This is a genomic window from Kitasatospora sp. NPDC056181, assembly GCF_042266225.1.
GTDB lineage: Bacteria > Actinomycetota > Actinomycetes > Streptomycetales > Streptomycetaceae > Kitasatospora.
On the sequence record NZ_JBHJUK010000068.1, the window covers coordinates 1 to 24,134 of the forward strand.

General features: G+C 74.3%; 21 protein-coding genes. 2 read left to right on the plus strand and 19 right to left on the minus strand.

Annotated elements, in window-relative coordinates:
- Positions 1–240: 240 nt before the first annotated feature.
- The 16 genes from cobA to ACFC1F_RS24320 all read right to left on the minus strand — a co-directional run bounded on the left by cobA (position 241) and on the right by ACFC1F_RS24320 (position 20,795).
- Positions 241–1,497: a uroporphyrinogen-III C-methyltransferase gene (gene cobA, locus ACFC1F_RS24245; protein ID WP_376161216.1), complete on the minus strand. Its 1,257-nt coding sequence runs from the start codon at positions 1,495–1,497 to the stop codon at positions 241–243.
- Positions 1,498–1,603: 106 nt separating this feature from the next.
- Positions 1,604–5,476: a nicotinate-nucleotide--dimethylbenzimidazole phosphoribosyltransferase gene (gene cobT / locus ACFC1F_RS24250; RefSeq protein WP_376161218.1), complete on the minus strand. Its 3,873-nt coding sequence runs from the start codon at positions 5,474–5,476 to the stop codon at positions 1,604–1,606.
- Positions 5,477–6,105: 629 nt separating this feature from the next.
- Entirely contained in the window at positions 6,106–7,368 is a 1,263-nt protein-coding gene (cbiE, locus tag ACFC1F_RS24255; RefSeq protein ID WP_376161220.1) for a precorrin-6y C5,15-methyltransferase (decarboxylating) subunit CbiE, read from the minus strand.
- Positions 7,369–7,591: 223 nt separating this feature from the next.
- Positions 7,592–8,227, minus strand: a complete 636-nt coding sequence (locus tag ACFC1F_RS24260) for a GNAT family N-acetyltransferase (protein WP_209415228.1) — start codon at positions 8,225–8,227, stop codon at positions 7,592–7,594.
- A 190-nt stretch (positions 8,228–8,417) separates the two neighbouring features.
- Positions 8,418–9,245, minus strand: a complete 828-nt coding sequence (locus ACFC1F_RS24265; RefSeq protein WP_209415227.1) for a MetQ/NlpA family ABC transporter substrate-binding protein — start codon at positions 9,243–9,245, stop codon at positions 8,418–8,420.
- Between the two features lie 57 nt (positions 9,246–9,302).
- Entirely contained in the window at positions 9,303–10,049 is a 747-nt protein-coding gene (locus ACFC1F_RS24270; protein WP_209415226.1) for a methionine ABC transporter permease, read from the minus strand.
- The gene (locus tag ACFC1F_RS24275) at positions 10,046–11,086 is read right to left on the minus strand and encodes a methionine ABC transporter ATP-binding protein (protein ID WP_376161223.1); all 1,041 of its coding nucleotides are present in this window, start codon (positions 11,084–11,086) and stop codon (positions 10,046–10,048) included. The genes ACFC1F_RS24270 and ACFC1F_RS24275 overlap by 4 nt, the downstream gene beginning before the upstream one ends.
- Before the next feature lie 544 nt (positions 11,087–11,630).
- The gene (locus ACFC1F_RS24280) at positions 11,631–12,134 is read right to left on the minus strand and encodes a GNAT family N-acetyltransferase (protein ID WP_209415224.1); all 504 of its coding nucleotides are present in this window, start codon (positions 12,132–12,134) and stop codon (positions 11,631–11,633) included.
- Positions 12,135–12,515: 381 nt separating this feature from the next.
- Positions 12,516–12,782 carry an RNA polymerase sigma factor gene (locus ACFC1F_RS24285; protein WP_376161226.1) on the minus strand — a complete coding sequence of 89 codons (267 nt, stop codon included), beginning with the start codon at positions 12,780–12,782 and terminating at the stop codon, positions 12,516–12,518.
- A 98-nt stretch (positions 12,783–12,880) separates the two neighbouring features.
- On the minus strand, positions 12,881–14,305 hold the full coding sequence (argH, locus tag ACFC1F_RS24290) for an argininosuccinate lyase (protein ID WP_376161228.1): 1,425 nt from the start codon (positions 14,303–14,305) through the stop codon (positions 12,881–12,883).
- A gap of 268 nt (positions 14,306–14,573) precedes the next feature.
- The gene (locus ACFC1F_RS24295; RefSeq protein ID WP_148647626.1) at positions 14,574–15,122 is read right to left on the minus strand and encodes an arginine repressor; all 549 of its coding nucleotides are present in this window, start codon (positions 15,120–15,122) and stop codon (positions 14,574–14,576) included.
- A gap of 17 nt (positions 15,123–15,139) precedes the next feature.
- Positions 15,140–16,351, minus strand: coding sequence for an acetylornithine transaminase (locus ACFC1F_RS24300; protein ID WP_376161230.1), 1,212 nt, complete (start codon positions 16,349–16,351; stop codon positions 15,140–15,142).
- On the minus strand, positions 16,348–17,223 hold the full coding sequence (argB, locus tag ACFC1F_RS24305) for an acetylglutamate kinase (protein ID WP_376161265.1): 876 nt from the start codon (positions 17,221–17,223) through the stop codon (positions 16,348–16,350). Before argB ends, ACFC1F_RS24300 begins: the two co-directional genes overlap by 4 nt.
- Before the next feature lie 75 nt (positions 17,224–17,298).
- Positions 17,299–18,471: a bifunctional glutamate N-acetyltransferase/amino-acid acetyltransferase ArgJ gene (argJ, locus tag ACFC1F_RS24310; protein WP_376161232.1), complete on the minus strand. Its 1,173-nt coding sequence runs from the start codon at positions 18,469–18,471 to the stop codon at positions 17,299–17,301.
- The gene (gene argC / locus ACFC1F_RS24315) at positions 18,468–19,496 is read right to left on the minus strand and encodes an N-acetyl-gamma-glutamyl-phosphate reductase (protein ID WP_376161234.1); all 1,029 of its coding nucleotides are present in this window, start codon (positions 19,494–19,496) and stop codon (positions 18,468–18,470) included. Before argC ends, argJ begins: the two co-directional genes overlap by 4 nt.
- Before the next feature lie 96 nt (positions 19,497–19,592).
- Positions 19,593–20,795 carry a methyltransferase gene (locus ACFC1F_RS24320; protein ID WP_376161236.1) on the minus strand — a complete coding sequence of 401 codons (1,203 nt, stop codon included), beginning with the start codon at positions 20,793–20,795 and terminating at the stop codon, positions 19,593–19,595.
- 97 nt (positions 20,796–20,892) lie between these two features.
- Between ACFC1F_RS24320 and ACFC1F_RS24325 the strand changes: the two genes are divergently transcribed.
- Together ACFC1F_RS24325 and ACFC1F_RS24330 are read left to right on the plus strand one after the other, a co-directional pair.
- On the plus strand, positions 20,893–21,294 hold the full coding sequence (locus ACFC1F_RS24325; RefSeq protein ID WP_148647631.1) for a VOC family protein: 402 nt from the start codon (positions 20,893–20,895) through the stop codon (positions 21,292–21,294).
- 25 nt (positions 21,295–21,319) lie between these two features.
- The gene (locus ACFC1F_RS24330; protein ID WP_148647632.1) at positions 21,320–21,694 is read left to right on the plus strand and encodes an RNA-binding S4 domain-containing protein; all 375 of its coding nucleotides are present in this window, start codon (positions 21,320–21,322) and stop codon (positions 21,692–21,694) included.
- 118 nt (positions 21,695–21,812) lie between these two features.
- Here ACFC1F_RS24330 and ACFC1F_RS24335 read toward each other — a convergent pair whose 3' ends face one another.
- The 3 genes from ACFC1F_RS24335 to ACFC1F_RS24345 form a co-directional block, all read right to left on the minus strand.
- On the minus strand, positions 21,813–22,319 hold the full coding sequence (locus ACFC1F_RS24335; RefSeq protein WP_376161238.1) for an FBP domain-containing protein: 507 nt from the start codon (positions 22,317–22,319) through the stop codon (positions 21,813–21,815).
- 61 nt (positions 22,320–22,380) lie between these two features.
- Positions 22,381–22,929, minus strand: coding sequence for an HD domain-containing protein (locus ACFC1F_RS24340; protein WP_376161240.1), 549 nt, complete (start codon positions 22,927–22,929; stop codon positions 22,381–22,383).
- 155 nt (positions 22,930–23,084) lie between these two features.
- Complete coding sequence (locus tag ACFC1F_RS24345; protein WP_209415215.1) at positions 23,085–23,975, minus strand: SAM-dependent methyltransferase; 891 nt, start codon at positions 23,973–23,975, stop codon at positions 23,085–23,087.
- Positions 23,976–24,134: the final 159 nt, after the last annotated feature.

Sequence of the window (24,134 nt, forward strand, 5' to 3'; positions counted from 1 at the left end):
CCTTTTTTAAACCCCCCCCGGCGGCGGGCCCCCCCCCCCCCCCCCGTGTTTTTCCAAAGGCCAACGCCCAAACCCGCACGGACCGGGGCCGGGGGGGCCGAGACGGGGGCCGGGGCCCAGGGCCCGGTCTGCGGTTCTTGCAGGTGGTGGGGCGCCCGGGTGCCCGGGTGCCCGGGGTGATTGCCCCCGCCCCCTCTTTGCAAAGTCACACTTTGCAAAGAGGGGGTCGGGCTGGGCCGGTCAGGAGTGGGCGGCGGGGGTGGCGGGGGCGAGGACGTTGACGACGTCGCCGACGACGATCACGGCCGGGGGCTTGATCTGCTCCGCCTGGACGGTGGCCGCGACGGTGGCCAGGGTGGCGTCCACGCGGCGCTGGGCAGCGGTGGTGCCCTCCTGGACGACGGCCACCGGGGTGTCCGCCGGACGTCCGCACTCGACCAGCTTGGCCGCGATCGCGCCGATCTTGTCCACGGCCATCAGCAGCACCAGGGTGCCGGTCATCCGCCCGACGGCCTCCCAGTTGGTCAGCGAGCGCTCGTCGTCCGGGCCGACGTGGCCGGAGATCACCGTGAACTCGTGCGTCATCCCGCGGTGGGTGACCGGCACGCCGACCGACGCCGGGACGCTGATCGAGCTGGAGATGCCCGGGACCACCGTGACCGGCAGTCCGGCCTCCGCACAGGCCAGCAGCTCCTCGCCGCCACGGCCGAACACGTACGGGTCGCCGCCCTTGAGCCGGACCACGAACTTGCCGGCCTTGGCGTGCTCGATGAGCGTCCGGTTGATCGCCTCCTGGGCCATGAAACGCCCGTAGGGGATCTTCGATGCGTCGATCACCTCGACGTGCTCCGGCAGCTCGGCGAGCAGCTCGCGCGGCGCCAGCCGGTCGGCGACCACCACGTCCGCGTCGGCCAGCAGCCGCCGGCCGCGGACGGTGATCAGGTCCGGGTCGCCCGGACCGCCGCCGACCAGGGCGACCCCGGCCCCGTGCGCGCGGTACTGGCGGGCGGCCAGCGAGCCGTCCCGCAGACCGTCCACGATGGAGTCGCGCAGGGCCGCGGAGTGCCGCGGGTCACCGGTGAGGACGGCGACGGTGGCACCCGCGTCGCGGCCGCTGGCCGGCGTCCAGGCGGTGGCCGCGGCCGCGTCGTCGCTGCGGGCGCAGAACACCCGCTCGCGCTCGGCCTCGGCACTGACCTCCGTGTTGACCGCCGGGTCGTCGGTGGCGACCAGGGCGTACCAGGTGCCGGCGAGGTCGCCGTCCTGGTAGCGGCGCTCGTGCCAGGTCAGTTCGCCGGCGTCGGCCATGGCCTGCACCGCTGGCGTGGTGGTCGGCGATATCAGGTGCAGGTCCGCACCGGTGGCGATCAGGGCGGGCAGCCTGCGCTGGGCGACGTGGCCGCCGCCGACCACGACGACACGGCGGCCGGCGAGCAGCAGGCCGACCGGGTACGGGGTGCGGCCCTCGGTGCCGGGGTGCGGGTTGGGCGCGGTCATGGGCGGGACTCCTGGATCAGGGGTGAGGGTGGTGGGGGTACGGCAAGGCACCGCTCCGCGTTCCGGCGCGCCCTCGGGCCGGTCCACGGAGCGGTGCGAACGGGCGTCAGGCCTTCTCGGTGACCCCGGCGGAGTCGAACGTGGCTACATCGTGCATCGCCCGGGCCGCACTCTGCACCAGCGGCAGGGCCAGCAGGGCGCCGGTGCCCTCGCCGAGCCGCAGGTCGAGGTCGATCAGCGGACGCAGCCCGAGCTTGGCCAGCGCGGCCTGGTGGCCGGGCTCGGCGGAGCGGTGGCCCGCGATGCAGGCGGCCAGCACCTCGGGGGCGATCGCCTTGGCGGCCAGGGCGGCCGAGCCGGCGATGACGCCGTCCAGGATGACCGGCGTACGCAGCGACGCGGCACCGAGCAGGAAGCCGGCGATTGCGGCGTGCTCCAGGCCGCCGATGGCGGCGAGGACGCCGATCGGGTCGGCCGGGTCCGGCTGGTGCAGGGTGAGCGCCGCGCGGACCACCTCGATCTTGCGGGCGTGGGTCGCGTCGTCGATGCCGGTGCCCCGCCCGGTGACCTCGGCCGGGTCCAGACCGGTGAAGACCGAGATCAGGGCGGCGGAGGCGGTGGTGTTGGCGATGCCCATGTCGCCGGTGATCAGCGCCTTGTTGCCGGCGGCGACCAGGTCACGGGCGGTCTCGATGCCGATTTCGAGGGCCTTGAGGGCCTCCTCGCGGGTCATCGCCGGGCCCTGCGTCATGTCGCCGGTGCCGGGGCGGACCTTGCGCGGCAGCAGGCCGGTGGTGCGGCCCTGCTGGATCGCGTCGGGCAGCTCGGCGGCGACGCCGACGTCCACCACGCAGACCTCGGTGCCGATCTGCTTGGCGAAGGAGTTGATCACCGCTCCCCCGGCCAGGAAGTTGCCGACCATCTGGGCGGTCACCTCCTGCGGCCAGGGGCTGACGCCCTGGGCGTGGACGCCGTGGTCGGCCGCGAAGATCGCCACGCAGGCGGGCTCCGGGATCGGCGGCGGGCACTTGCGGGAGAGGCCGGACAGCTGGGCGGAGATGATCTCCAGCATGCCGAGCGAACCGGCGGGCTTGGTCATCCGCTTCTGGCGGTCCCAGGCCTCGCCGAGCGCCTTGGCGTCCAGCGGGCGGATGCCGCGCAGGGTCTCGGAGAGCACGCTGTGCGGCTCCTCGCCGGGCAGCGCGCGGTTGCCGTACTGCTCCTCGTGGACGACCCAGGACAGCGGGCGCTTCTTGGCCCAGCCCTGCTGCTGGAGCTCGGGCTCGTCCGGGAAGGCGTCGACGTAGCCGACGCAGAGGTACGCGACGACCTCCAGGTGCTCGGGCAGGCCGAGCTCGCGGACCATCTCGTCCTCGTCGAAGAAGCTCACCCAGCCGACGCCGAGGCCCTCGGCGCGGGCGGCCAGCCAGAGGTTCTCGACGGCGAGGGCGGCCGAGTACGGCGCCATCTGCGGCTGGGTGTGCCGGCCCAGGGTGTGCCGGCCGCCACGGGTGCGGTCCGCGGTGACGACGATGTTGACGGGCGTCTCGAGGATCGCCTCGATCTTGATTTCCTTGAACTGCTTGGCGCGGCCCTTGGGGAGCGAGTCCGCGTACGCCACGCGCTGGCGCTCGGCCAGTTCGTGCATCTTGCGGCGGGTCTTGGCCGAGCGGATGACCACGAAGTCCCACGGCTGGGAGTAGCCGACGCTGGGCGCGGTGTGGGCGGCCTCCAGGACGCGGATCAGCACCTCGTGCGGGATCGCGTCCGGGCGGAAGCCGTTGCGGATGTCGCGGCGCTCGCGGATGACCTGGTGGACCGCCTCGCGGCCGGCGTCGTCGTAGGCGGGGGCGGCCGGGCCGCGCGGCTCGGCGGGCTCCTCGGGGGCGAGGTCCTCGGGGGCCGACTCCTCGGAGGCGGCCTCGGCGGAGGCGGGCTCCGAGGAGGTGGGCTCGGCGGCAGGCTGCTCGGCGGGACCGTCCGTGGCGACACCCTCGGCGGGGGCGTCCACGACGGCCTCGGGGGCGGGGGCGGGGTCGGCAGCGGCCTCGGTCCCGGCGGGAGCGGCCTGGCCCTCGGGCTGCGCGTCGGCCTCGGCGGCGACGGCAGCCTCGCGCTCACCGGCCGACTCGGCGGCCTCGGCGGCGGCCGGCTCGGCGGGTGTCGTCACCTCGGCGGCGGCCTCGGCCGGCGCGGCCTCCTGCGGCTGCTCGGCCTCCGGTGTGGCGACGGCTTGGCCGGAGGGCATCTCGCCGGTGCCGACGGCCGTCTCCGCGACGGCCTCGGGCTGGGCCTGGGCCTCGGGCTGAGCCTGGGCCTCGGGCTGGGCACCCGCCTCGGCGGGCACGCCGGACTCGGCGGGCGCGCCGGACTCGGCGGTGGCGTCCGTGCCGGCCTCGGCGGGCGCCTCGGGCTGCTCGGCGGGCGCTATGGGCACGGACTGCTGCGCCTCGGCCTCCGCGCCCGCCGGCGCCTGCTCGACCGCCTCGACCTGCGGCAGGCCGTGCGGGGCGGGTGCGGCGAGGAAGGCGGAGATCCGGCGCGGCTGGCCGGCCTGGGCGCCCTGAACCTGGGCGCCCTGAACCTGGGCGCCCTGAACCTGGGTGCCCTGAGCCGGGGCGGCGGCCTCGGACGGCTGCTCCTCGGCGGCGACCGGGCCAGCCGGGTCGGCGGGGGCTCCAGCCTCCACGGGCGCCTCAGCAGCGCTCGGCTCGGTGGTGGTCGGCTCGGCGGCGATCGGCTCCACGACGGAGTCGGCCGGAGCCTCGACGGGGGCTTCCGCGGTGGGCTCCGCCACGGGCGCGACGAGAGCCTCGGGGGCCTCCGCCTGCGCGGCCACGGCCTGCGGCTCGGCCGGCTGCTCGACAACGGCCTCGGCCCCGGACTGCGCGACTGCCTCGACGGCGACCGCCTCGGCGACGGCAGGCTCGGCGACGGAAGGCTCGGCGTTGACGGCCTCGACCGTCTCCGTGACGACCGGCTCGACCGCCACCGCGGCCTCGGCAACCTCGACGACCTGCGCGGCCCCGACGACCTGGGGAGCCTCGACGACCTGCGGGGCCTCCGGGGCCGGCTGCGGCACCGGCTGGGCCTGGACGGGAACGGCGGCCTGCGGCTCCTGCTGCCCGACGACGACCGGGATGCCGTGCGCGGGCGTACCGCCCTGCGACGGGCCGCGGTCGGCGAGCGAGCGCACCGGGACCTGCCCGGTCATCAGCGACGGGTCCGGGACCGGCGGGCCGGCGTGCAGCGGGCGACGCGGCTGCTGAGCCGCCGTCAGCGCGTCCTGGCCCTGTGCCTGGAGCGGGGTCTGGACGGGCTGGCCGGGGCCCTGCACCGGCTGGCCCTGGACCATCGGCTGTCCCGGGACCTGCTGTGCGGCCGGGTCGGTACCGAGCACCGGCGGCTCCAGCGGCGGCCAGGACGGCTCGACGGGCGTGCCGGGCCCGCCCTGCTGGTCGGCGGCCGGGTCGGCGTGGAGGGGCGCGAGCGGCTCGCCCCAGGAGCCCTGCGGGCCGGGCATGAGCAGCACGTCGTCCTCGTCGTCGAGGAGGTCCGGCTGGTCGGGCTGGTCGAGGAAGTGGAAGGCGGGGCGCGGGGCGCCCGGGTCGACGGCCCAGCCCTCGGCCGGCACGCCGCCGACGGGGGCGCCCGGGACGGGCGCACCGGGCACACCGGCGACCGGGACGCCGTAGCCGGGCGTGCCGAGCGGCTGGCCCTGGCCGGGCAGGCCCTGCGGCGGCACCGCGCCGGGCATGCCGTTCCCCGGCACCGCGGGGTTCGCCATACCGGGGTTCGGCATCCCCGCGTTCGGCATCCCGGCGTTCGGCATCGCGGGGTTCGGGATCACGCCGCCGTCCACCGCGACACCCTGCACGGGTGCGACGCCCTGCAGGGGCGCGACAGCCGCGACGCCCTCCGGCCCGGCGAGCAGGTGCTCCGGCAGTCCCTCGTTCGGAACGTGGCCGCCATCGGTCATGTCAAAGCTCCTTCCAGGCCGCTGCCGCGCCCTCGGCGACGCGATCACCGACCGCAGCGCCCATCCGCACGGGCCGGGCCAGCAGCGGCCCGCCCCTCAACCACACACGGCCGCCGCGCCGAGGCGCTGCGGCCGAAGTCCTTCCGGCGCGCTGCGGCACCCCGGCCCGCGCACCACCCACAGGGGGCGGTGCGCCATCTGAAACAACGACAAGCCGGGGCAACCGGCACGACCGCACCGGACCCTACGGCATTCTCCAGGTCCGGCAGGCGGCCCGTCGAATTGCCCACACTCCGAGCCGTACCGGGTTGCATCGCGTCAAAAAGGCGACAAACCGACCGGATCGGGCGGGCCGTCGGACGCCGCAGCCGTCCCGGACGCCACACTACCGGCCCGGCGCCGCCGCCTCTCGAATCGGTGTCCGGATGCGACCGGGATCACCGACTCGATCACCGATTCGATCATTGACTCGATCACCGCGCGGATCTCCGCACGGAGCGGCCGGCCCGGGCGGCGTCACCCCGTCAGGACCGGGACCCGCAGGCGCGTCCGAGGGCGGTCCACGCCGGGGCGCGCGCCGGAACCCTCACCGGATGCGCCACCGGGGGCGCCACCGGGGCACCTCGTCTTCACACGATCTGCTCACCCCAGAGCAGGAGCACGCCCGGCTCCCCCGCCCCGAGCCTCAGCGCGCCCGTCCCGTCCGTCTCCAGCGGGGAGGACTGCAGCAGCACGCCGTCCGGCCGGTAGCCGGCCTCGGCGATGGCGCGGCGGGTCTCCTCCGCCTCGGCGAAGCCGTGGGCGACGGCGACGAACCGCTCGGGCCGGCGTGCCAGGACGGCGCGCACCACCGCCGGCCCGCCGGCCTCGACGACGGCGGCGTCCGGCTCCGGCAGGCCGCCGAGCACCTCGGGGCCGGCGCCGTGGACGGTCTCCACCTCGACGCCGTAGCGGCGGGCGGTGACGGTGAGCCGGGCGCAGGCCGCGCGGTCGGCCTCGATCGCGACGACGGCGGCACCGAAGCGGGCGGCCTCGACGGCGAGGGCGCCGTCGCCCGCGCCGACCGACCAGACGAGGTCGCCGGGGCGGGCACCCAGACGGGCCAGCACCAGGGCGCGAACGTGCGCGGGGAGCGTCTCGGATGCGCCGGGCGCGTCCTCCGTGCGCCCCGCGCCCGCGTAGGAGTCTGCGGGGAGCGCCCAGCCGCGGTCCGGGCCGGGGAAGCCGACCGGGCGTCCGGCCAGCCAGCCGGCCGCCTGGCCGACGCTGCCGGCCTGGGGGCCGCTGCCGTTGCCGCCGATGACCAGCACCACGCTGGGGTCACGCCAGACGTGGTCGGCGACCCGGTCGGAAGTGAGGACGGTGACGTCCTCCTCTGGGGTGCCGAGGGCCTCGCAGACCACGAAGGTCCGGTGCACCCCGCGCAGCATCAGGGCGAGTTCGCTGGGGCCGGCGCCGGGCGCGGTGAGGACGGCGACCTTGGGGTTGGCCCGGCAGACGTTGGCGGCGCGGCGCAGCCGTCCGCCGTGTGCGCTGACCACCTGGGCGTCCTCCCAGGGCATGCCGGCCCGGGCGAAGGCGGCGGCGACCGAGGAGACGGCGGGCAGGACTTCGAGTTCGAGGCCGTACTCGGGGCGGCGCAGGGTGCGGACGACGCCGAAGAAACCCGGGTCGCCCTCGGCGACCACGACGGCGGCGCCGCGGTGTTCGGCGATCCGCCGGGCGGCGAGCTGGACGTTCCCGAGGGCGAGCCGTTCGGCGCCCGGCGGCACGGGGAGGGCGCTGAGCTGGTAGGGGGCGCCGGCCACCAGGGTGGCCGCGGCGAGGGCCGCGCCGGCGGCCTCGGTCAGCGGGGTGCCGTCCCACCCGATGACCGTGATCCGGTCAGCCATCTGCGGCCTGTTCTCCCTCGCCTCGTGCGCCGACGTGCGGCGCCCGTGTGCGGCGCCGGTCAGAGGCTACCGGGTGTGATCCCCTCGGCGCCTACATCTCGCACACATGTCCGCCGCGGAGAGTCCTGACCGCGGCCCTGACCGCGGCCCTGACCGCGAGCCGCCCGGGGCGGCCGGGGCGCGCGAGCCGGGGCGCGCGGCCGCGGACGGAACCGCCGGGCGCTCAGTCGCGCAGGACGTACCGGTGGTCGCCGGGCCAGCCGCTCCCCTGGTCGGCCGGGTTCTCCATGTCCTCCGGCAGCAGGCTCCACAGGATGAGGTCGCTGCGGCTCTCCTCGGTCACCTCGCCGGACTCGCCGCGCACTATCCAGGCGCTGCGCAGCACGCCCTCGCTGATGGAGCCGATCTTCTGGGCGACCTGCTGGGCGGCGGTGTTGCCGGCGGCGGTGCGCAGTTCCAGCCGCAGGAAGCCGCGGTCCTCGAACAGCCACTGGGCGACGCCGAGGACGGCCTCGGGCGCGTAGCCCTCGCCGCGTGCCCAGGTGGCGGTGACGTAGGAGATCTCGGTGGACCGCAGCCGCCAGTCGGTGTTGCGCAGCTCGACCAGTCCGACGAGGCGCTGGGTGAGGTGTTCGGTGACGGCGAAGACGATGCCGCGGCCGGCCGCGCGGTGGGCGGGGGCGAGGGTGCGGGCGAGTTCGGCGGCGTAGGACTCGGTGAAGGGGTGCGGGAGGTCGGTCCAGGCCAGGACGAGGTCGTCGGCCATCATCTCGGCGAGGCCGGGCGCGTCGTCCTCCGCAAGGGGGCGCAGCATCAGCCGTTCGGTGCTGATGGCGGTCTCGGGGAAGCTCGCTGCCATGCCGTCTCTCCTCGCCGGGTCGTGGACACACCGTACGCCTCCCGGTGCCCCCGGTGTCACGCGGTGCGCGGACCGGACGACGGTACGTCAGAAGCCGGTCTGTCAGGGAGTCACTGGTGCATACTGCCCGACCGGGCCCCCGCCGAGGTGCGGCGGGGGCCCGGTCGTGGAGGTGCGGTGATCCGGGGGATCAGAACGCGGGGATGACGGAACCCTTGAAGTTCTCCTCGATGTACTTCTTGACCTCGGGCGAGTGGAGCAGCTCGGCGAGCTTCTTGACCCGCGGGTCGTTCTCCTTGCCCTGCTTCACGGCGAGGATGTTGGCGTACGGGTTGCCCTCGGCCTTCTCCAGGACCAGCGAGTCGCCGTTGGGCTTGAGGCCGGCGTCGAGGGCGTAGTTGCCGTTGATGACGGCGGCGTCGAGGTCGTCGATGGAGCGGGGCAGCTGGGCGGCCTCCAGCTCCTTCCACTTGAGGTTCTTCGGGTTGCCGGTGACGTCGGCGGGGGTGGCGGCGGTGCCGACGCCGGCCTTGAGGGTGATCAGGTTGTTGTCGGCGAGCAGCTTGAGCGCGCGGCCCTCGTTGGTGGCGTCGTTGGGCAGGCCGACGGTGGCGCCGTCCTTGAGTTCGCCGATGGCCTTGGCCTTCTTCGAGTACACGCCCAGCGGCTCCAGGTGGACCGGCTCGACGGAGACGATCTGGGTGCCGTGCTTCTTGTTGAAGTCCTCCAGGTACGGGACGTGCTGGAAGTAGTTGGCGTCGGCCGAGCCGTCCTGCACCGCGGTGTTGGGGGTCACGTAGTCGGTGACCTCCTTGATGTTGAGCTTGAGGCCGGCCTTGTCCGCCAGGTTGTCCTTGACGTACTTGAGGATCTGGCCGTGCGGGGTGGGGCTGGCGACGACGGTCAGCGGGGCGTTCGGGTCGGAGGACCCGGAGGAGCCCGAGCTGCCGCAGGCGGCGAGGGAGAGGGCGATGCCGGCGGTGGCGAGGACGCTGGTGAACTTCAGGGCGTTGCGCACGAAAAGTGCCTTTCTGCGTGGTACGGGGAGCCGCGTCCGGAGTCGGGCGCGGGAGGTCTAGGGGGCGACGACGTCCTCGTCGGGGGTGGCCGGGGCGGCCGGGGCGGCGCCGCGCGGGCCGAGGAGGCGGGTCCGGCCGCCGGCGCGTCCGCGGTTGGCGAGGCTGCGGACGGCCTGGTCGCCGATCAGCTGGACGGCGGTGACGATGATCACCAGCTCCGCGACGATGATCCACATGAAGGCGGTCTCGAAGCGGAAGTAGCCGTAGTTGATGGCGAGGGTGCCGAGGCCGCCGCCGCCGACGACGCCGGCCATCGCGGAGTAGCTGATCAGCGTGATGACCGTGGTGGTGACGGAGGCGACGAGGGCGGGCAGCGCCTCGGGCAGCAGCGTCTTCCTCACGATGGTCCAGGTGGAGCCGCCCATGGCCTGGACGGCCTCGACCAGGCCGCGGTCGACCTCGCGGACGGAGGTCTCGACCAGGCGGGCGAAGAAGGGGATCGCGCCGATGGTGAGCGGCACGGTCGCGGCCTGCCAGCCGATGGAGGTGCCGACCAGCCAGCGGGTGAAGGAGATCAGGGCGATCATCAGGATGATGAACGGCACCGAGCGGACGACGTTCACGACGGCGCCGAGCACCTTGTTGACGGGCCGGTTCTGCAGCAGTCCGCCCTTGTCGGTGAGGACGAGGAGGACGCCGAGCGGCAGGCCGAGCAGTACGGTGCCGACGGTGGCGACGCCGACCATCTGGAGGGTCTCCCAGGTGGCGGGCCACATCAGTTCCTGCATCTGGTCCCAGGTCATGCCACCGCTCCGCTCGCCCTGCCGACGCCGTCCGCGTCGATCACGTCCACCTGGAGGCCCTGCTCGCGCAGGAAGCCGATCGGGACCACGTTGTCCGTCCGGCTGCCGGGCAGTTCGACCCGCATCCGGCCGACCATCCGGCCGGCGATGGTCTCGACGGCGGCGCCGAGGATGTTGATGTCGATCTGGTAGGTGCGGGCGAGCTGGGAGACGAAGGGCCGGGCGGAGGTGTCGCCCTGGAAGGTGATCTCCAGCACGGTGCCGCCGGGGCTGCCGGTGCCGAACTCGCTGAGCGGGAAGAGCTCGCGGGCGAGCTCGGAGCCGGGCGTGGCGAGCAGGTCGGTGAGTTCGCCGGACTCGACCACCCTGCCGCCGCGCATCAGGGCGGCGGAGTCGCAGACGGACTTGATGACGTCCATCTCGTGGGTGATCAGCAGGACGGTGAGGCCGAGCTGCTGGTTGAGGTCGCGCAGCAGCTTGAGGATGGAGCGGGTGGTCTCGGGGTCGAGTGCCGAGGTGGCCTCGTCGGAGAGCAGCACCTTGGGGTCGCCGGCGAGGGCGCGGGCGATGCCGACGCGCTGCTTCTGGCCGCCGGAGAGCTGGCCGGGGTAGCTGCGGGCCTTGTCGGCGAGGCCGACCAGGTCGAGGAGTTCGGCGGCCTTGCGGCGGCGCTCGGTGCGGTCCAGGCCGATGATCTCCAGCGGGAGCTCGACGTTCTGCTGGACGGTGCGCGAGGCCAGCAGGTTGAAGTGCTGGAAGACCATGCCGATCCGGCGACGGGCCTCGCGCAGCTCCCGGCCGGCCCGGTTCTCGCCGCCGGCGAGCGCGGTGAGCTCGACGCCGTCCACGGTGACCGTGCCGGAGCTGGGGCGCTCCAGCATGTTGACGCAGCGGATGAGGGTGGACTTGCCGGCACCGCTGGTGCCGACGACTCCGTAGACCTCGCCGGGGCGGACGTGCAGGTCGACGCCGGCGAGGGCGGTCACCTCGCGGCCGCGGGAGCGGTAGACCTTCGTGAGGTCCGTGGTGGTGATCACAGCTGCTTCCGTGGGTCGGGGGCGGACGGCGCACGGCCGCGGGACCGGGTTGCGGTCGGCGACGTGGACGGCGTTTCGCCAGGGGGATCCGGACCTGCCACCCCTTGATCGCCCCCGGTGCGCGGTCGGGCCGCGCGACGGCGTGGCCCTTACGAGTCATCAGGGAACGCCACCCGCCCGTGGACGGGCAGGCGGAGGGAGGGGGTGCTCTGCGGCAGGCGGGGCGCGCTCACTCAGGACGGGAGCGGCCGGTCTCGCTTCGGGGCGCGAGGAGGGGGAACGGTGGCCCTCAGCAGTGACACATTCGACGACACATGGCGCGCTCACCTGCCGGCAGGGTGCCGGTGGGGGTCCATTGCGTCGTCGCGGTCATGTGAGCCAGTAAATCAGATGGGGCGATTTGGTCCCAATTATTTGGTTCCTCCGTCCGCAATGCGGACGGAAACTGCTGTGACCAGCACAAATACGGCCCGGCACCGCCTCCGGGATGTCCGGATGATGGCGGCGCCGGGCCGGTGGGGCCGGGTACGGGCCCCGGGAGGGCTCAGGCGGTGGCGGCGAGCTCGACGGCGGCGGGCTTCTCCAGGTGGACCAGGCTGAGCCGGCCGTTGACCTGCTCGACGGTGGTCTGGCGGTAGCCCTGGCGGGCGTAGAGGCGCAGGTTGCCGAGGCTGCGGTGGCCGGTGAACAGGCGGTAGGCGGTCACCGGGCGGCCCTCCTCGGCGAGGCGGCGCTCCAGCGCCTCCAGCAGCCGGCCGCCGAGGCCGTGGCGCTGCATCCGGGGGTGGACGACCAGACGCCCTATCCGGGCGATGCCGTCGGGGCCGGTCCGGCCGCGGACGGTGCCGACGACCTCGTCGCCGAGGCGGGCGACCAGGAAGTGCTGTTCGGTCAGTTCGCCGCGCAGGCTCTCCAGGGTCTGCGTCAGCGGCTCCAGGGTCCAGTCGCCGTACAGCTCGGCCTCGCTCTGGTAGCCGAGGTACTGGAGCTTGAGGATCTGCTCCGCGTCCTCGGCGTCGGCCGCCGAGATGATCACGCTCATGCCCATGTGCTGGGGCCTCCCCAATGTCGTGCCCGGCGCGCAAACGTGAGGGTGCCGCACCGGATGCCCTGCCGGAGGTGTCCCGGCCGGGGATCTGCCCTGACCGGGGGTGGCGCACGAACGTACCAGCCGTGGTGCCCCGGTCGGGCCCGCGACGCCGATGGCGCGTTCACGCTCAGTATCCGAGCGATCGCGCGACCGTCAAGAGCTACGTTCGCCAGCGCTCTACCCGCGCGTCAGCTGCTCTCAACCTTCCGGCTGCCGGACGTGGCGAGGGTCACGTCCGGCGGGAACGGGGCGGGGACGCCGGCGGAGGGCCGCTCGGGACGCCCGGGCGGCGCGCCCGGGGCGGCGGCCGAAGGGGCGGCGGGGCCGGGCCGCGGGCGGTCAGCCGTAGCGCTCGCCGTGCAGGAGGGCGCGCAGGCAGGCGAGGCAGCGGGAGCGGGTCGGGCCGATCGAGCCGCGCGGCATGCCGAGGCGTTCGGAGAGCTCGCGGTAGCTGGGCGGCGGGTCCTCGGCGAGGGCCGCGACCAGCTGGGGGCAGCGGCCGGGCAGGGCGGCCACCGCCTCGCGGACGAGGCGCCGCCGCAGGACGGCGAACACCTCGTCCTCGGCGGAGGGGACGGGCGGAAGGTCGGCGCACACACCGTTCATGACCGGGCGGGGGCGGCCCCGGTTACGGGCCCCCGGTCGTGTGCACGCGAAAGGGGCGCGGCGGCCGGACCGCCACGCCCCTGCCCCGGACCGCGGGGTCAGCCCCGGACCCACGCCTCCTGGAGCGCCAGGTCGGCCTTCACCTCGCCGAGCTGGACGGCGACCGCCGAGGGGGCGGTGCCGCCCCGCCCGTTGCGCGAGGCGATCGCGCCGTGGACGCTGAGCACCGAGCGGACCTCGGGCGTCAGGTGGCCGGAGATCGCGGCGAACTGCTCGTCGGTCAGGTCGGCCAGCTCGATGCCCTGCTGCTCGCAGGTCTTGACGCAGGCTCCGGCCACCTCGTGCGCGACCCGGAACGGCACGCCCTGCTTGACCAGCCACTCGGCGATGTCGGTGGCGAGCGAGAAGCCGGCCGGGGCCAGCTCCTCCAGCCGCTCCCGGTGCACGGTGAGGGTGGCCATCATGCCGGTGAAGGCGGGCAGCAGCACCTCCAGCGTGTCGCAGGAGTCGAAGACCGGCTCCTTGTCCTCCTGGAGGTCCCGGTTGTAGGCGAGCGGCAGCGCCTTGAGCGTGGCCAGCAGGCCGGTGAGGTTGCCGATCAGGCGGCCGGACTTGCCCCGCGCCAGCTCGGCGATGTCCGGGTTCTTCTTCTGCGGCATGATCGAGGAGCCGGTGGAGAAGGCGTCGTGCAGCGTGATGAAGCCGAACTCCTTGGTGTTCCAGATGATCACCTCCTCCGCGATCCGGGAGAGGTTGATCCCGATCATCGCGGTGACGAAGGCGAACTCGGCGACGAAGTCGCGCGAGGCCGTCCCGTCGATGGAGTTGCCGACCGAGCCGCGCTCGAAGCCGAGATCGGCGGCCACCGCCTGCGGGTCGAGGCCGAGCGAGGAGCCGGCGAGCGCACCGGAGCCGTACGGGGAGACGGCGGTGCGGGCGTCCCACTGGCGCAGCCGCTCGGCGTCCCGGCCGAGGGCCTGCACGTGCGCGAGGACGTGGTGGGCGAAGAGGACGGGCTGGGCGTGCTGGAGGTGGGTGCGGCCCGGCATGGCGGTGTCCGGGTGCCCCTCGGCCAGGCCGACCAGGGCGTGCTGGAGGTCGAGGACGAGCCCGCCGATGATCTTCGCGTGGTCCCGCAGGTACATCCGGAAGAGCGTGGCGATCTGGTCGTTGCGCGAGCGGCCGGCCCGCAGCTTGCCGCCGAGTTCGGCGCCGAGCCGCTCCAGCAGGCCGCGCTCCAGCGCGGTGTGGACGTCCTCGTCGGCGACGGTGCCGGTGAAGGTGCCGGCCTCGACGTCGGCGAGCAGCTGGTCGAGGCCGGCCAGCATGCCGTCGAGTTCGGCGTCGCCGAGCAGGCCGGCCTTGTGCAGCACGCGGGCGTGGGCCTTGGAGCCGGCGATGTCGTACGGCGCGAGGCGCCAGTCGAAGTGGACCGAGGCGGAGAGCTTGGCCAGCGCCTCGGACGGGCCGTCGGCGAAGCGCGCGCCCCAGAGGCGGACGTCGGAGGACTTCTCGGCGGACATCGCGTGGCTCCTTGTGCGGGGTACGGGAAGGGGGTTGGAGGGGGTGGGCCGGTCAGCCGAGGCCCCGGCGGGCGGCGGGCTCCGATGACGTCCCGAAGGTCTCGGTGAAGCCCTCGGACGTCGACCGGTCGAAGGTGTCGCCCGTGTCGCACATGGGTACGGGGGCGTACAAGTTTGCGGCGATGGGCATAATTATGCACTACGCCGTATGAAACGCAAACCCCGGCCGGTGAAGGTCCACCGACCGGGGTCCGTACGGGCGCGGGTGCTACTGGGCCTTGGCCTGGGCGAGTTGCATCAGGTGGTCGGCGAGGGCCTGGCCGCCGGCCGGGTCCCGGCTGATCAGCAGGACGGTGTCGTCGCCGGCGATGGTACCGATGATCTCGAAGACCTCGGCCTGGTCGATCGCGGAGGCCAGGAACTGGGCCGCGCCCGGCGGGGTGCGCAGCACGACGAGGTTGCCGGAGGCGGTGGCGGACACCATGAGCTCGCCCGCCAGCCGGGCCATCCGGCCCTCGCTGGCCGACTCCCCCATCGGTGCGCGCGGCGTGCGGTCGCCGCCCTCGGCCGGGACGGCGTAGATGAGTGCACCGTCCCGGTTGCGGATCTTCACCGCGCCCAGCTCGTCCAGGTCCCGGGAGAGGGTGGCCTGGGTGACCACCAGTCCGTCGTCGGCGAGCAGCTTGGCGAGCTGGCTCTGCGAGCGCACGGGCTGGCGGGTGAGCAGGTCCACGATCCGCCGGTGGCGCGCGGTCCGGGTCTGCGGGACCTGCGGCGACGGGCCGGCGGCGGGTTGGCCGGAGTTGGGTACGGTCATGTGATTATTCTCCCGGACTACGCTCGGCTCGCATCGGCCGGGGCGTTCTCCCGCACCGTCCGGAGGATCTCCGGCAGGGCGGCCAGGAAGGCGTCCGCCTCCTGCTCGGTGAGCACCAGCGGCGGCGCCAGCCGGACGGCGTCCGGTACGGCGGCGTTCACCAGGAAGCCGGCCTCCTGGGCGGCCGCCTGGACCTGGCCGGACACCGGCTCGGTGAGCACGATGCCGAGCAGCAGGCCGGCGCCGCGCACGTGCGAGACCAGCGGGTCGCCGATCGCCTCGATGCCGTTCCGCAGCCGCTCGCCGAGCTTGCGGACGTGCTCCAGCAGGCCCTCGGACTCGATGGTGTCGAGCACCGCGAGCGCCGCCGCCGCGACCACCGGGTTGCCGCCGAAGGTGGTGCCGTGCTGGCCCGGGGTGAGCAGCTCGGCGGCCTCCCCGAAGGCGAGGACGGCGCCGATCGGCAGGCCGCCGCCGAGCGCCTTGGCGAGGGTGACGACGTCCGGCTCGACTCCCTCGAAGGCCTGGTGGGCGTACCAGTGGCCGGTGCGGCCGATGCCGGTCTGGATCTCGTCCAGGATCAGCAGGGTGCCGGTGGCGCGGGTGATCTCGCGGGCGGCGGCCAGGTAGCCGTCGGGCAGCGGGATCGCGCCGTTCTCGCCCTGGACCGGCTCCAGGAAGACGGCGGCGGTCTCGGTGGTGACGGCCGCCCGCAGCGCCTCGACGTCGCCGAACGGGACGTGCGTGACCTCGCCGGGCAGCGGGAGGAACGGCGCCTGCTTGGCGGGCTGGCCGGTGAGCGCGAGGGCGCCCATGGTCCGGCCGTGGAAGCCGCCCTCCAGGGCCACGACCCGGGTGCGGCCGGTCCGCCGGCTGATCTTGAACGCGGCCTCGTTGGCCTCGGCGCCGGAGTTGCAGAAGAAGACCCGGCCGCCCTCCCGGCCGTCCAGGGCCAGCAGCCGTTCGGCGAGGGCGATGGTGGGCTCGGCCATGAAGAGGTTGGAGACGTGGCCGAGCGTGCCGATCTGCCGGGTGACCGCCTCGACGACCGCCGGGTGGGCGGTGCCGAGGGCGTTGACGGCGATGCCGCCGAGCAGGTCGGTGTACTCCTTGCCGTCGGCGTCCCACAGCTTCGCGCCCTCGCCGCGGACCAGCGGGATCCGGGGGGTGCCGTAGTTCTCGGTGAAGGAGTGCCGGTACCGCTCGGTGAGTTGCTCGTTGGAAGTCATGCCAGTCCCCCGGTCACGGTCGCTTCGTCGTCCGGCACGACCATCGTGCCGATGCCCTCGTCGGTGAAGATCTCCAGCAGCAGGCTGTGCTGCACCCGGCCGTCCAGGACGCGGGCGGTGCCCACGCCCGAGCGGACGGCGCGCAGGCAGCCCTCCATCTTGGGGAGCATGCCGCTGGCGAGGCCGGGCAGCAGCTCCTCCAGCTCGCTCGCGTTGAGCTGGCTGATCACGTCGTCGGAGTTCGGCCAGTCCTTGTAGAGGCCCTCGACGTCGGTGAGGACGACGAGCATCTCGGCGCCGAGCGCGACCGCGAGGGCGGAGGCGGCGGTGTCGGCGTTGATGTTGTAGACGTGGCCGTCGGCGCCGCGGGCGATCGAGGAGATCACCGGGATCCGGCCGTCGGCGATGAGCGCCTTCACGGCGCCCGCCTCGATGTTGACGATGTCGCCGACCAGGCCGATGTCGACCTGCTCGCCCTCCACGAGCGCGTACCGCTTGACCGCGGTCATGGTGTGGGCGTCCTCGCCGGTCATGCCGACCGCGAACGGGCCGTGGCCGTTCAGCAGGCCGACCAGCTCGCGCTGGACCTGGCCGGCCAGCACCATCCGGACCACGTCCATGGTCTCGGGGGTGGTGACCCGCAGGCCGTTGGTGAAGGACGACTCCAGGCCGAGCCGGTCCAGCTGGGCGCTGATCTGCGGGCCGCCGCCGTGCACCACGACCGGGTGCAGGCCGGCGTAGCGCAGGAAGACCACGTCCTGGGCGAAGGCCGCCTTGAGGCTCTCGTCCACCATGGCGTTGCCGCCGAACTTGATCACGACGGTCTTGCCGTGGAAGCGCTCCAGCCACGGCAGCGCCTCGATGAGCGTCATGGCCTTGGGCAACGCGGTGTTGTTGCGGGCCTGTTCGCCCTTGGGTGCGATCTGCACGGGATTCCCTTGATCGGCTCAGGTGGAGTAGGCGCTGTTCTCGTGCACGTAGTCGGCGGTGAGGTCGTTGGTCCACAGGGTGGCGGCGGCCTCGCCGGCGTTGAGGCGGGCGGTGATGACGACCTCGCGGCCGGTCATGTCGACGAGGTCGCGGTCCTCGCCGACGCTGCCGTCCTTGCAGACCCAGACGCCGTTGATGGCGACGTCGAGGCGGTCCGGGTCGAAGGCGGCGCCGGTGGTGCCGATGGCGGCCAGGACGCGGCCCCAGTTCGGGTCCTCGCCGTGGATCGCGCACTTGAGCAGGTTGTTGCGGCCGATCACGCGGGCGACGTCGACGGCCTCCTCCTCGGTGGCGGCCGCGGTCACGTCGATCCGGATGTCCTTGCTGGCGCCCTCGGCGTCGCCGATCAGCTGGCGGGCGAGGTCGGCGCAGACGGTGCGGACGGCCTCGTCGAACTCGGCCCGTCCCGGGGTGACGCCGGAGGCCGCCGAGGCGAGCAGCAGCACGGTGTCGTTGGTCGACATGCAGCCGTCGGAGTCGATCCGGTCGAAGGTGGTGCGGGTGGCGCCGCGCAGCGAGGCGTCCAGGGCGGCGGCGTCGAGGTCGGCGTCGGTGGTGAGGACGACCAGCATGGTGGCGAGGCCCGGGGCGAGCATGCCGGCGCCCTTGGCCATGCCGCCGACCGTCCAGCCGGCCGGGCTGGTGACCTGGGCCGTCTTGTGGACGGTGTCGGTGGTCTTGATCGCGATCGCGGCGGCCTCGCCGCCGGTCGTGCTGAGGGCGGCGGCGGCCTCGGCCACGCCGGGCAGCAGGATGTCCATCGGGAGGCGGACGCCGATCAGGCCGGTGGAGGCGACGGCGACCTCGCCGGCGTTCACCTTCAGCTCCTCGGCGGCCCTCTCCGCGGTGGCGTGGGTGTCCTGGAAGCCGAGCGGGCCGGTGCAGGCGTTGGCGCCGCCGGAGTTGAGGACGACCGCGGAGACCACGCCGCCCTTGAGGACCTGCTCGGACCAGAGCACGGGGGCGGCCTTGACCCGGTTGGAGGTGAAGACGCCCGCGGCCGCGAGCGAGGGGCCGTCGTTGACGACCAGGGCGAGGTCCGGGGTGCCGGAGGCCTTGATGCCCGCGGTGACGCCCGCGGCGCGGAAGCCCTTGGCGGCGGTCACGCCGACGTTGACGTTCTTGGTCACGGTGCGACTCCGTTCACGGGAAGGCCGAGCTCCTCGGGGAGGCCGAGGGCGATGTTCATGCTCTGCACCGCGCCGCCGGCGGTGCCCTTGACCAGGTTGTCGATCGCGCTGATCGCGATGATCCGCCCGGCGGTCTCGTCCAGGGCGACCTGGACCAGGGCGGCGTTCGAGCCGTAGACGCTGCTGGTCTGCGGCCACTGCCCCTCGGGCAGCAGGCGGACGAAGGGCTCGCCGTCGAACGCCTCGGCGTAGGCGGCGCGCAGGCTCCCGGCCGTCACGCCGGGCTTCGCCTTGGCGGAGCAGGTGGCGAGGATGCCGCGCGGCATCGGCACGAGGGTCGGGGTGAACGAGACGGTGACCGGCTCGCCCGCGACCGGGGTCAGGTTCTGCGACATCTCCGGGGTGTGCCGGTGGAGACCGCCGACGCCGTAGGCGCTGACGCTGCCCATGACCTCGCTGCCGAGCAGGTGGGTCTTGGCGGCCTTGCCGGCGCCGGAGGTTCCGGAGGCGGCGACGATCACGGCCTCGGGCTCGGCGAGCTTCGCGGCGTACGCCGGGAAGAGCGCGAGCGAGACCGCGGTGGGGTAGCAGCCGGGCACGGCGATCCGGTTGACGCCCTTGAGGGCGGCGCGGTGGCCGGGCAGCTCGGGCAGGCCGTACGGCCAGGTGCCGGCGTGCGCGGAGCCGTAGAACTGCTCCCAGTCGGCCGCGGCCCTGAGCCGGAAGTCGGCCCCGCAGTCGACGATCAGCACGTTCCCGCCGAGCGCCTCGGCGACGGCGGCGGACTGGCCGTGCGGCAGCGCCAGGAACACCACGTCGTGGTCGGCCAGCACCTCGGGGGTGGTGGGTTCCAGGATCCGGTCGGCGAGCGGGAGCAGGTGCGGCTGCAGCGCGCCGAGCCTTGCGCCCGCGTTCGAGCCGCCGGTCAGCGCCCCGATCTCCACCTCGGGGTGGCCGAGCAGCAGGCGCAGCACCTCACCGCCCGCGTACCCGCTCGCGCCGGCGACGGCGACTCGCAATGCCATGGCGTTCCCTCCTTAGTCGTGGCATGAATATACGCAGCACGGAACATTCATGCAAGGAGTATGCGACGGACCCACCCGGGGCGGTCACCGCCCGGGTCAGCGCTTGACGGCTCGCAGGATGACGAACTTGGGGTTGCCGGCGACGAGTTGGCAGTTGCCGAAGAGGCGGCGGAGCTTGACGTGGTAGCCGAGGTGGCGGTTGCCGACGACCCAGAGTTCGCCGCCGGGGCGCAGGGCGCGGCGCGCGCCGGTGAACATGCGCCAGGCGGTGGCGTCGGTGGTGGCCTGGTGGGAGTGGAACGGCGGGTTGTTGAGGACGAGGTCGACCGAGCCGGCCGGGACGGCCTCGGTGTCGAGGGCGTCGGCGGTGAGGAACCGGGCGGGCGCGTCCGGGCCGAGGTTGGTGCGGAAGGTGGCCTCGGCGGAGGCGACGGCCTGGTGGGACTCGTCCACGAAGACGATTTCGGCGCCCGGGCCCGCCAGGGCGGCGGCGGTGCCGACCACGCCGTTGCCGCAGCCGAGGTCGACGACGCGGTCGCCGGGGGCGGCGGCCGGCAGGTGGCCGAGGAGGAAGCGGGTGCCGATGTCGAGGCGCTCGGCGCAGAAGGTGCCGGCGTGGTTGACCACGGTGCGGCCGGCGGCCGGGCCGATGTCGTCCGGCAGCGCGTAGGAGTGCGGCCACGGGTTGGGACCGGGGTCGAGCGCCGGGTCGGGGGTGCAGAAGACCAGCCGGGCCTTGCGGACGGCGAGCGAGGTGCGGGTCGGGCCGAGGATGCGCTCGAAGAGCCGCAGCGTGGAGGTGTGGATCTCGGTGACCATGCCGGTGCCGATCACCACGGTGCCCGGGTGGACGGCCGGGGCGAGGCGGTGCAGCTGGTCCTCCAGCAGCGCCAGGCTCTTCGGGACCCGGACCAGCAGGACGTCGATCCGCTCCGGCCGGGTGTCCTGGGTGGTGAGCAGCCGGGCGGCGCCGGGCGCGGCACCGGCCCGGGCGAGGTTGGCCAGGGTGGCCTGCCGCCCGAGGTGGGAGTCGCTGATCTGCACGGGGGCGTGCGCGGCGAGAGCCGTCGTCAGCGCGCCCCAGCGGTCGCCGAGGACGACGACGGTGCGGCCGGTGAGGTCGGTGGCCCCTCCCTCGGCGCCGGCGGCCTCCCCGGCCAGGTGGCGCAGCAGGTACTCGTCCGCGGCGTCCCAGGCGCGCAGCCGCTCGCGCGGGTCCTCCGGGTAGCGGGTGAGGTCGAGGGTGCCCCACGGGGTGGTGAAGGGGGTGGCGGCGGCAGGCGTGCTGAGGCGGTTCATCGTGGTCTCAGGCTAGCCGACCGCCGGGCGGGGGCCGCCCGGACGGCCGATACTGGAGGGGCCCGTCCGGACGGGTCTGACCGGAAGGGGATCAGACATGGACTGGAAGCTCGAAGTGGTGGTCGTCCCGGTGTCCGACGTGGACCGGGCCAAGGTCTTCTACGAGGAGCAGGCCGGCTTCACGGTGGACCACGACACCCGGATCCGGGACGGGGTGCGGGTGGTGCAGCTGACGCCGCCGGGCTCCGGCTGCTCGATCGTGCTGGGCACCGGCGTGACGGACGCTCCGCCGGGCTCGCTGAAGGGGCTCCAGCTGGTGGTGACGGACATCGACCGGGCGCACGGCCAGCTGGTCGCGCGCGGGGTGGAGGTGAGCCCGGTCCAGCACTTCGAGGCCGGCGCCCGGGTGGACGGGCGCGGCGGCGACTGGAACTCGTTCGTCTTCTTCTCCGACCCCGACGGCAACGGCTGGGCCGTCCAGGAGTCGCCGCCGCGGTAGCCGAGGGCCTGGGTAGGCTCGGAGGATGGTCGAAGACGAGGGAAGCGTCCGGGTCGACAGCTGGATCTGGTCCGTGCGGCTCACCAAGACGCGGGCGCTGGCGGCGGCCGCGTGCCGGGCCGGGCACGTGAAGGTGAACGGGGAGCGGGCCAAGCCCGCGCAGGCGTTGAAGCCGGGGGACGAGGTCCGGGTGCGCCAGGAGGGGTACGAGCGGGTCGTCGTGGTGACGAAGCTGGTCCGCAAGCGGGTCGGGGCGGGCGTCGCGGCCGAGTGCCTGGTGGACAACAGCCCGCCGCGGCCGCCGCGTGAGCTGCTGGCGGCGGCCGGCGAACGGGACCGGGGTGCCGGGCGGCCCACCAAGCGGGACAGGCGCGAGCTGGACGGGCTGCGGCGGCAGTAGGCAGCGGCAGGCGGCGCGCGGACGGCGGCCACGTTGCCCGCCAGGCCGCGCGGTCAGGCCGGGCGTCGGTCGGGCCGCGGTGTCGGTGAGGCCCGGCGCCGGTCAGGCCCGGCGTCGGTCAGGCCGCGGTGTCGGTGAGGACCTTTGCCAGGAAGCCGCCCAGGTTGGCCACCGTGCGGGCGATCTGCTCCTCCTGTGACAGCGACTCCTCCGCCCGGCTGACCAGGGCGGACTGCTTCAGCCCGCGCACGTAGAGCGAGCACTGCAGGTCGGCGCAGACGTAGGTGCCGACCGTGTTCCCCTCGCGTCCGGCTGCGCCCGCCCGGCGCGCGGCGAGCAGCGCGACGCCGGAGCCCGCGTGGGTGGAGATGCAGAACGAGCAGACGTTGCTCATCCGCAGGCTGCGGCGCACCGAGGGCACCCGCAGCGTGACGCCGACCAGGCCGCCGCCGTGCTCGGCCACCAGGTAGCCGCGGTCGGGCGCGCCCTGGTCCCGCCAGCCGAGGAAGTCCAGGTGCTCCCAGGGGAGTTCGGCCAGGCCCCGGGGCAGGTTGAGCCGACCGGCCTCGCCCTTGGAACAGTTGACGAAGGAACCGCGGATCTCGTTCTCGCTCAGGGGCTTCATGCTGCGGAAGCTAGCACCGGCCCGCGCGGGGTGTCGCGCCAATATCCGCCGGGACGCCCCGCTACCGGACGGGGTGGGCGGCCTGGACGGCGAGCCGGCGCGGGGCGTCGTCGCCGATCCGGGTGAGCAGGTCGTCCAACTCCAGGAAGACCTCCCAGGGTTCGCGGCGCCCGGCCGTCGCGAGCCGGTCGACCACCCGGTCCTCCAGGTCACGGACCCGGCTGTTCTTCCACGCCTTGTCGGCCAGGCTCACCAGCAGGTCCTCGACCGTGACGCCCGGCTCGCCCCAGCGTGCGTGGGTGCGGGCGAACCGGGCCAGCCGCTCGGGGACGCCGTGGGCGAGCAGCAGCTCGTACCCGGCGGGTTCGTGGGCCGAGCCGGGCGCGGTGAGCTCCTCGCGGTGGACGGCCTTGCCGATGTCGTGGGTGGCGGCGCCGAACAGCACCGCCTCCCGGTCCAGCACGAGGCCGGGGCAGGCGGCGGCGCACCAGTCGGCGACGGTCCGCGCGACCTCGTGGACCAGACCGAGGTGGGCGACCAGCCGTGGCGGCGCGGCGACGGCTTCCAGCAGACGGGCGGCGGCGCCGGGCAGCGGCGGGATGTCGGTCACGGGCGCAGGGTAACCCGGGCGGGTGAAGAGCCGGCGACTGACGGGTTGTCAGTGGCGCGGGCTATCGTCCGGGTGCACGGGGACGCGGGGCGGTCCCGGCGCCTGGAGGGGAGGCGCCGGGACCGGCCACGGCGTACGGACGGCAGCGGCACGGCTCAGCGCTTGAAGGCCACGCCCGCGTACGCCGAGACGTCCTGCCAGCCCTCGGGCAGCTCGCCGGTCGGGACGTGCCCGGCCTCGGGGCGCCAGAGCGGGAGCTGGACGAGGCCGGGACCGGCGAACTCGAAGTCCCCGAAGAACGGTTCGACGGCGCCGCGCGGGCGCAGCACCAGCGGGGCGCTGGCGCTGCGGTAGATGCGGGCGCCCTCGGCCGCGCTCTCCCGGGAGGCGAAGTCGGGGCTGCCGTGCGAGAGGATCAGCACGCTGCCGGGGGCGAGCGCGTCGCGCAGGGTGCGGACGATCGCCTCGGCGCCGTCCTCGTCCCGGATGAAGTGCAGGACGGCGACGAGCATCAGGGCCACCGGCTCGCCGAGGTCGACGGCGGCGCGCAGGCCGGGGTGGCCGAGGATCGCGGCGGGTTCGCGCAGGTCGGCCTCGATCACCGAGGTGTGGCCGGCCGGGTGGCCGGCCAGCAGGGCCCGGGCGTGGGTGGCGACGATCGGGTCGTTGTCGACGTACACCACGCGGGCGTCCGGGGCGACCCGCCGGGCGACCTCGCTGGTGGAGCCGACGGCGGGGATGCCGGTGCCGATGTCGACGAACTGGCGGATGCCCCGGCCGGCCGCGAACTCGACGGCGCGGCCGAGGAACTCGCGGTTGGTGCGGGCCAGCAGCGGCAGGGCCGGGTAGGCGGCGATGGCGGCCTCGGCGGCCTTGCGGTCGGCCTCGAAGTTGTCCTTGCCGCCGAGGTAGTAGTCGTACATCCGGGCGGTGTGCGGGATGCCCGTGTCCAGCTCGGTCGGCGGCTGCCAGTCGTCGGCCCGCGCCCAGTCCCAGTCGGTGCCCGTTCCCGTGCCGGTCGTCGCCGCAGCGGTGTCCTCGTGCATCGTGTTCCGCCCCCTATGCCTGACTGCCGGAGTCCCCCGACCGTCGCGGTGCGTGTACCACCGCGCGGTGCGCCGTGATCGTATCCGACGACCCGCCGTGGAAACAGCGCGAGTTCACGTTTCCGCAGCCCTCCACGGATGGTGTGTGTGCATGTCAAT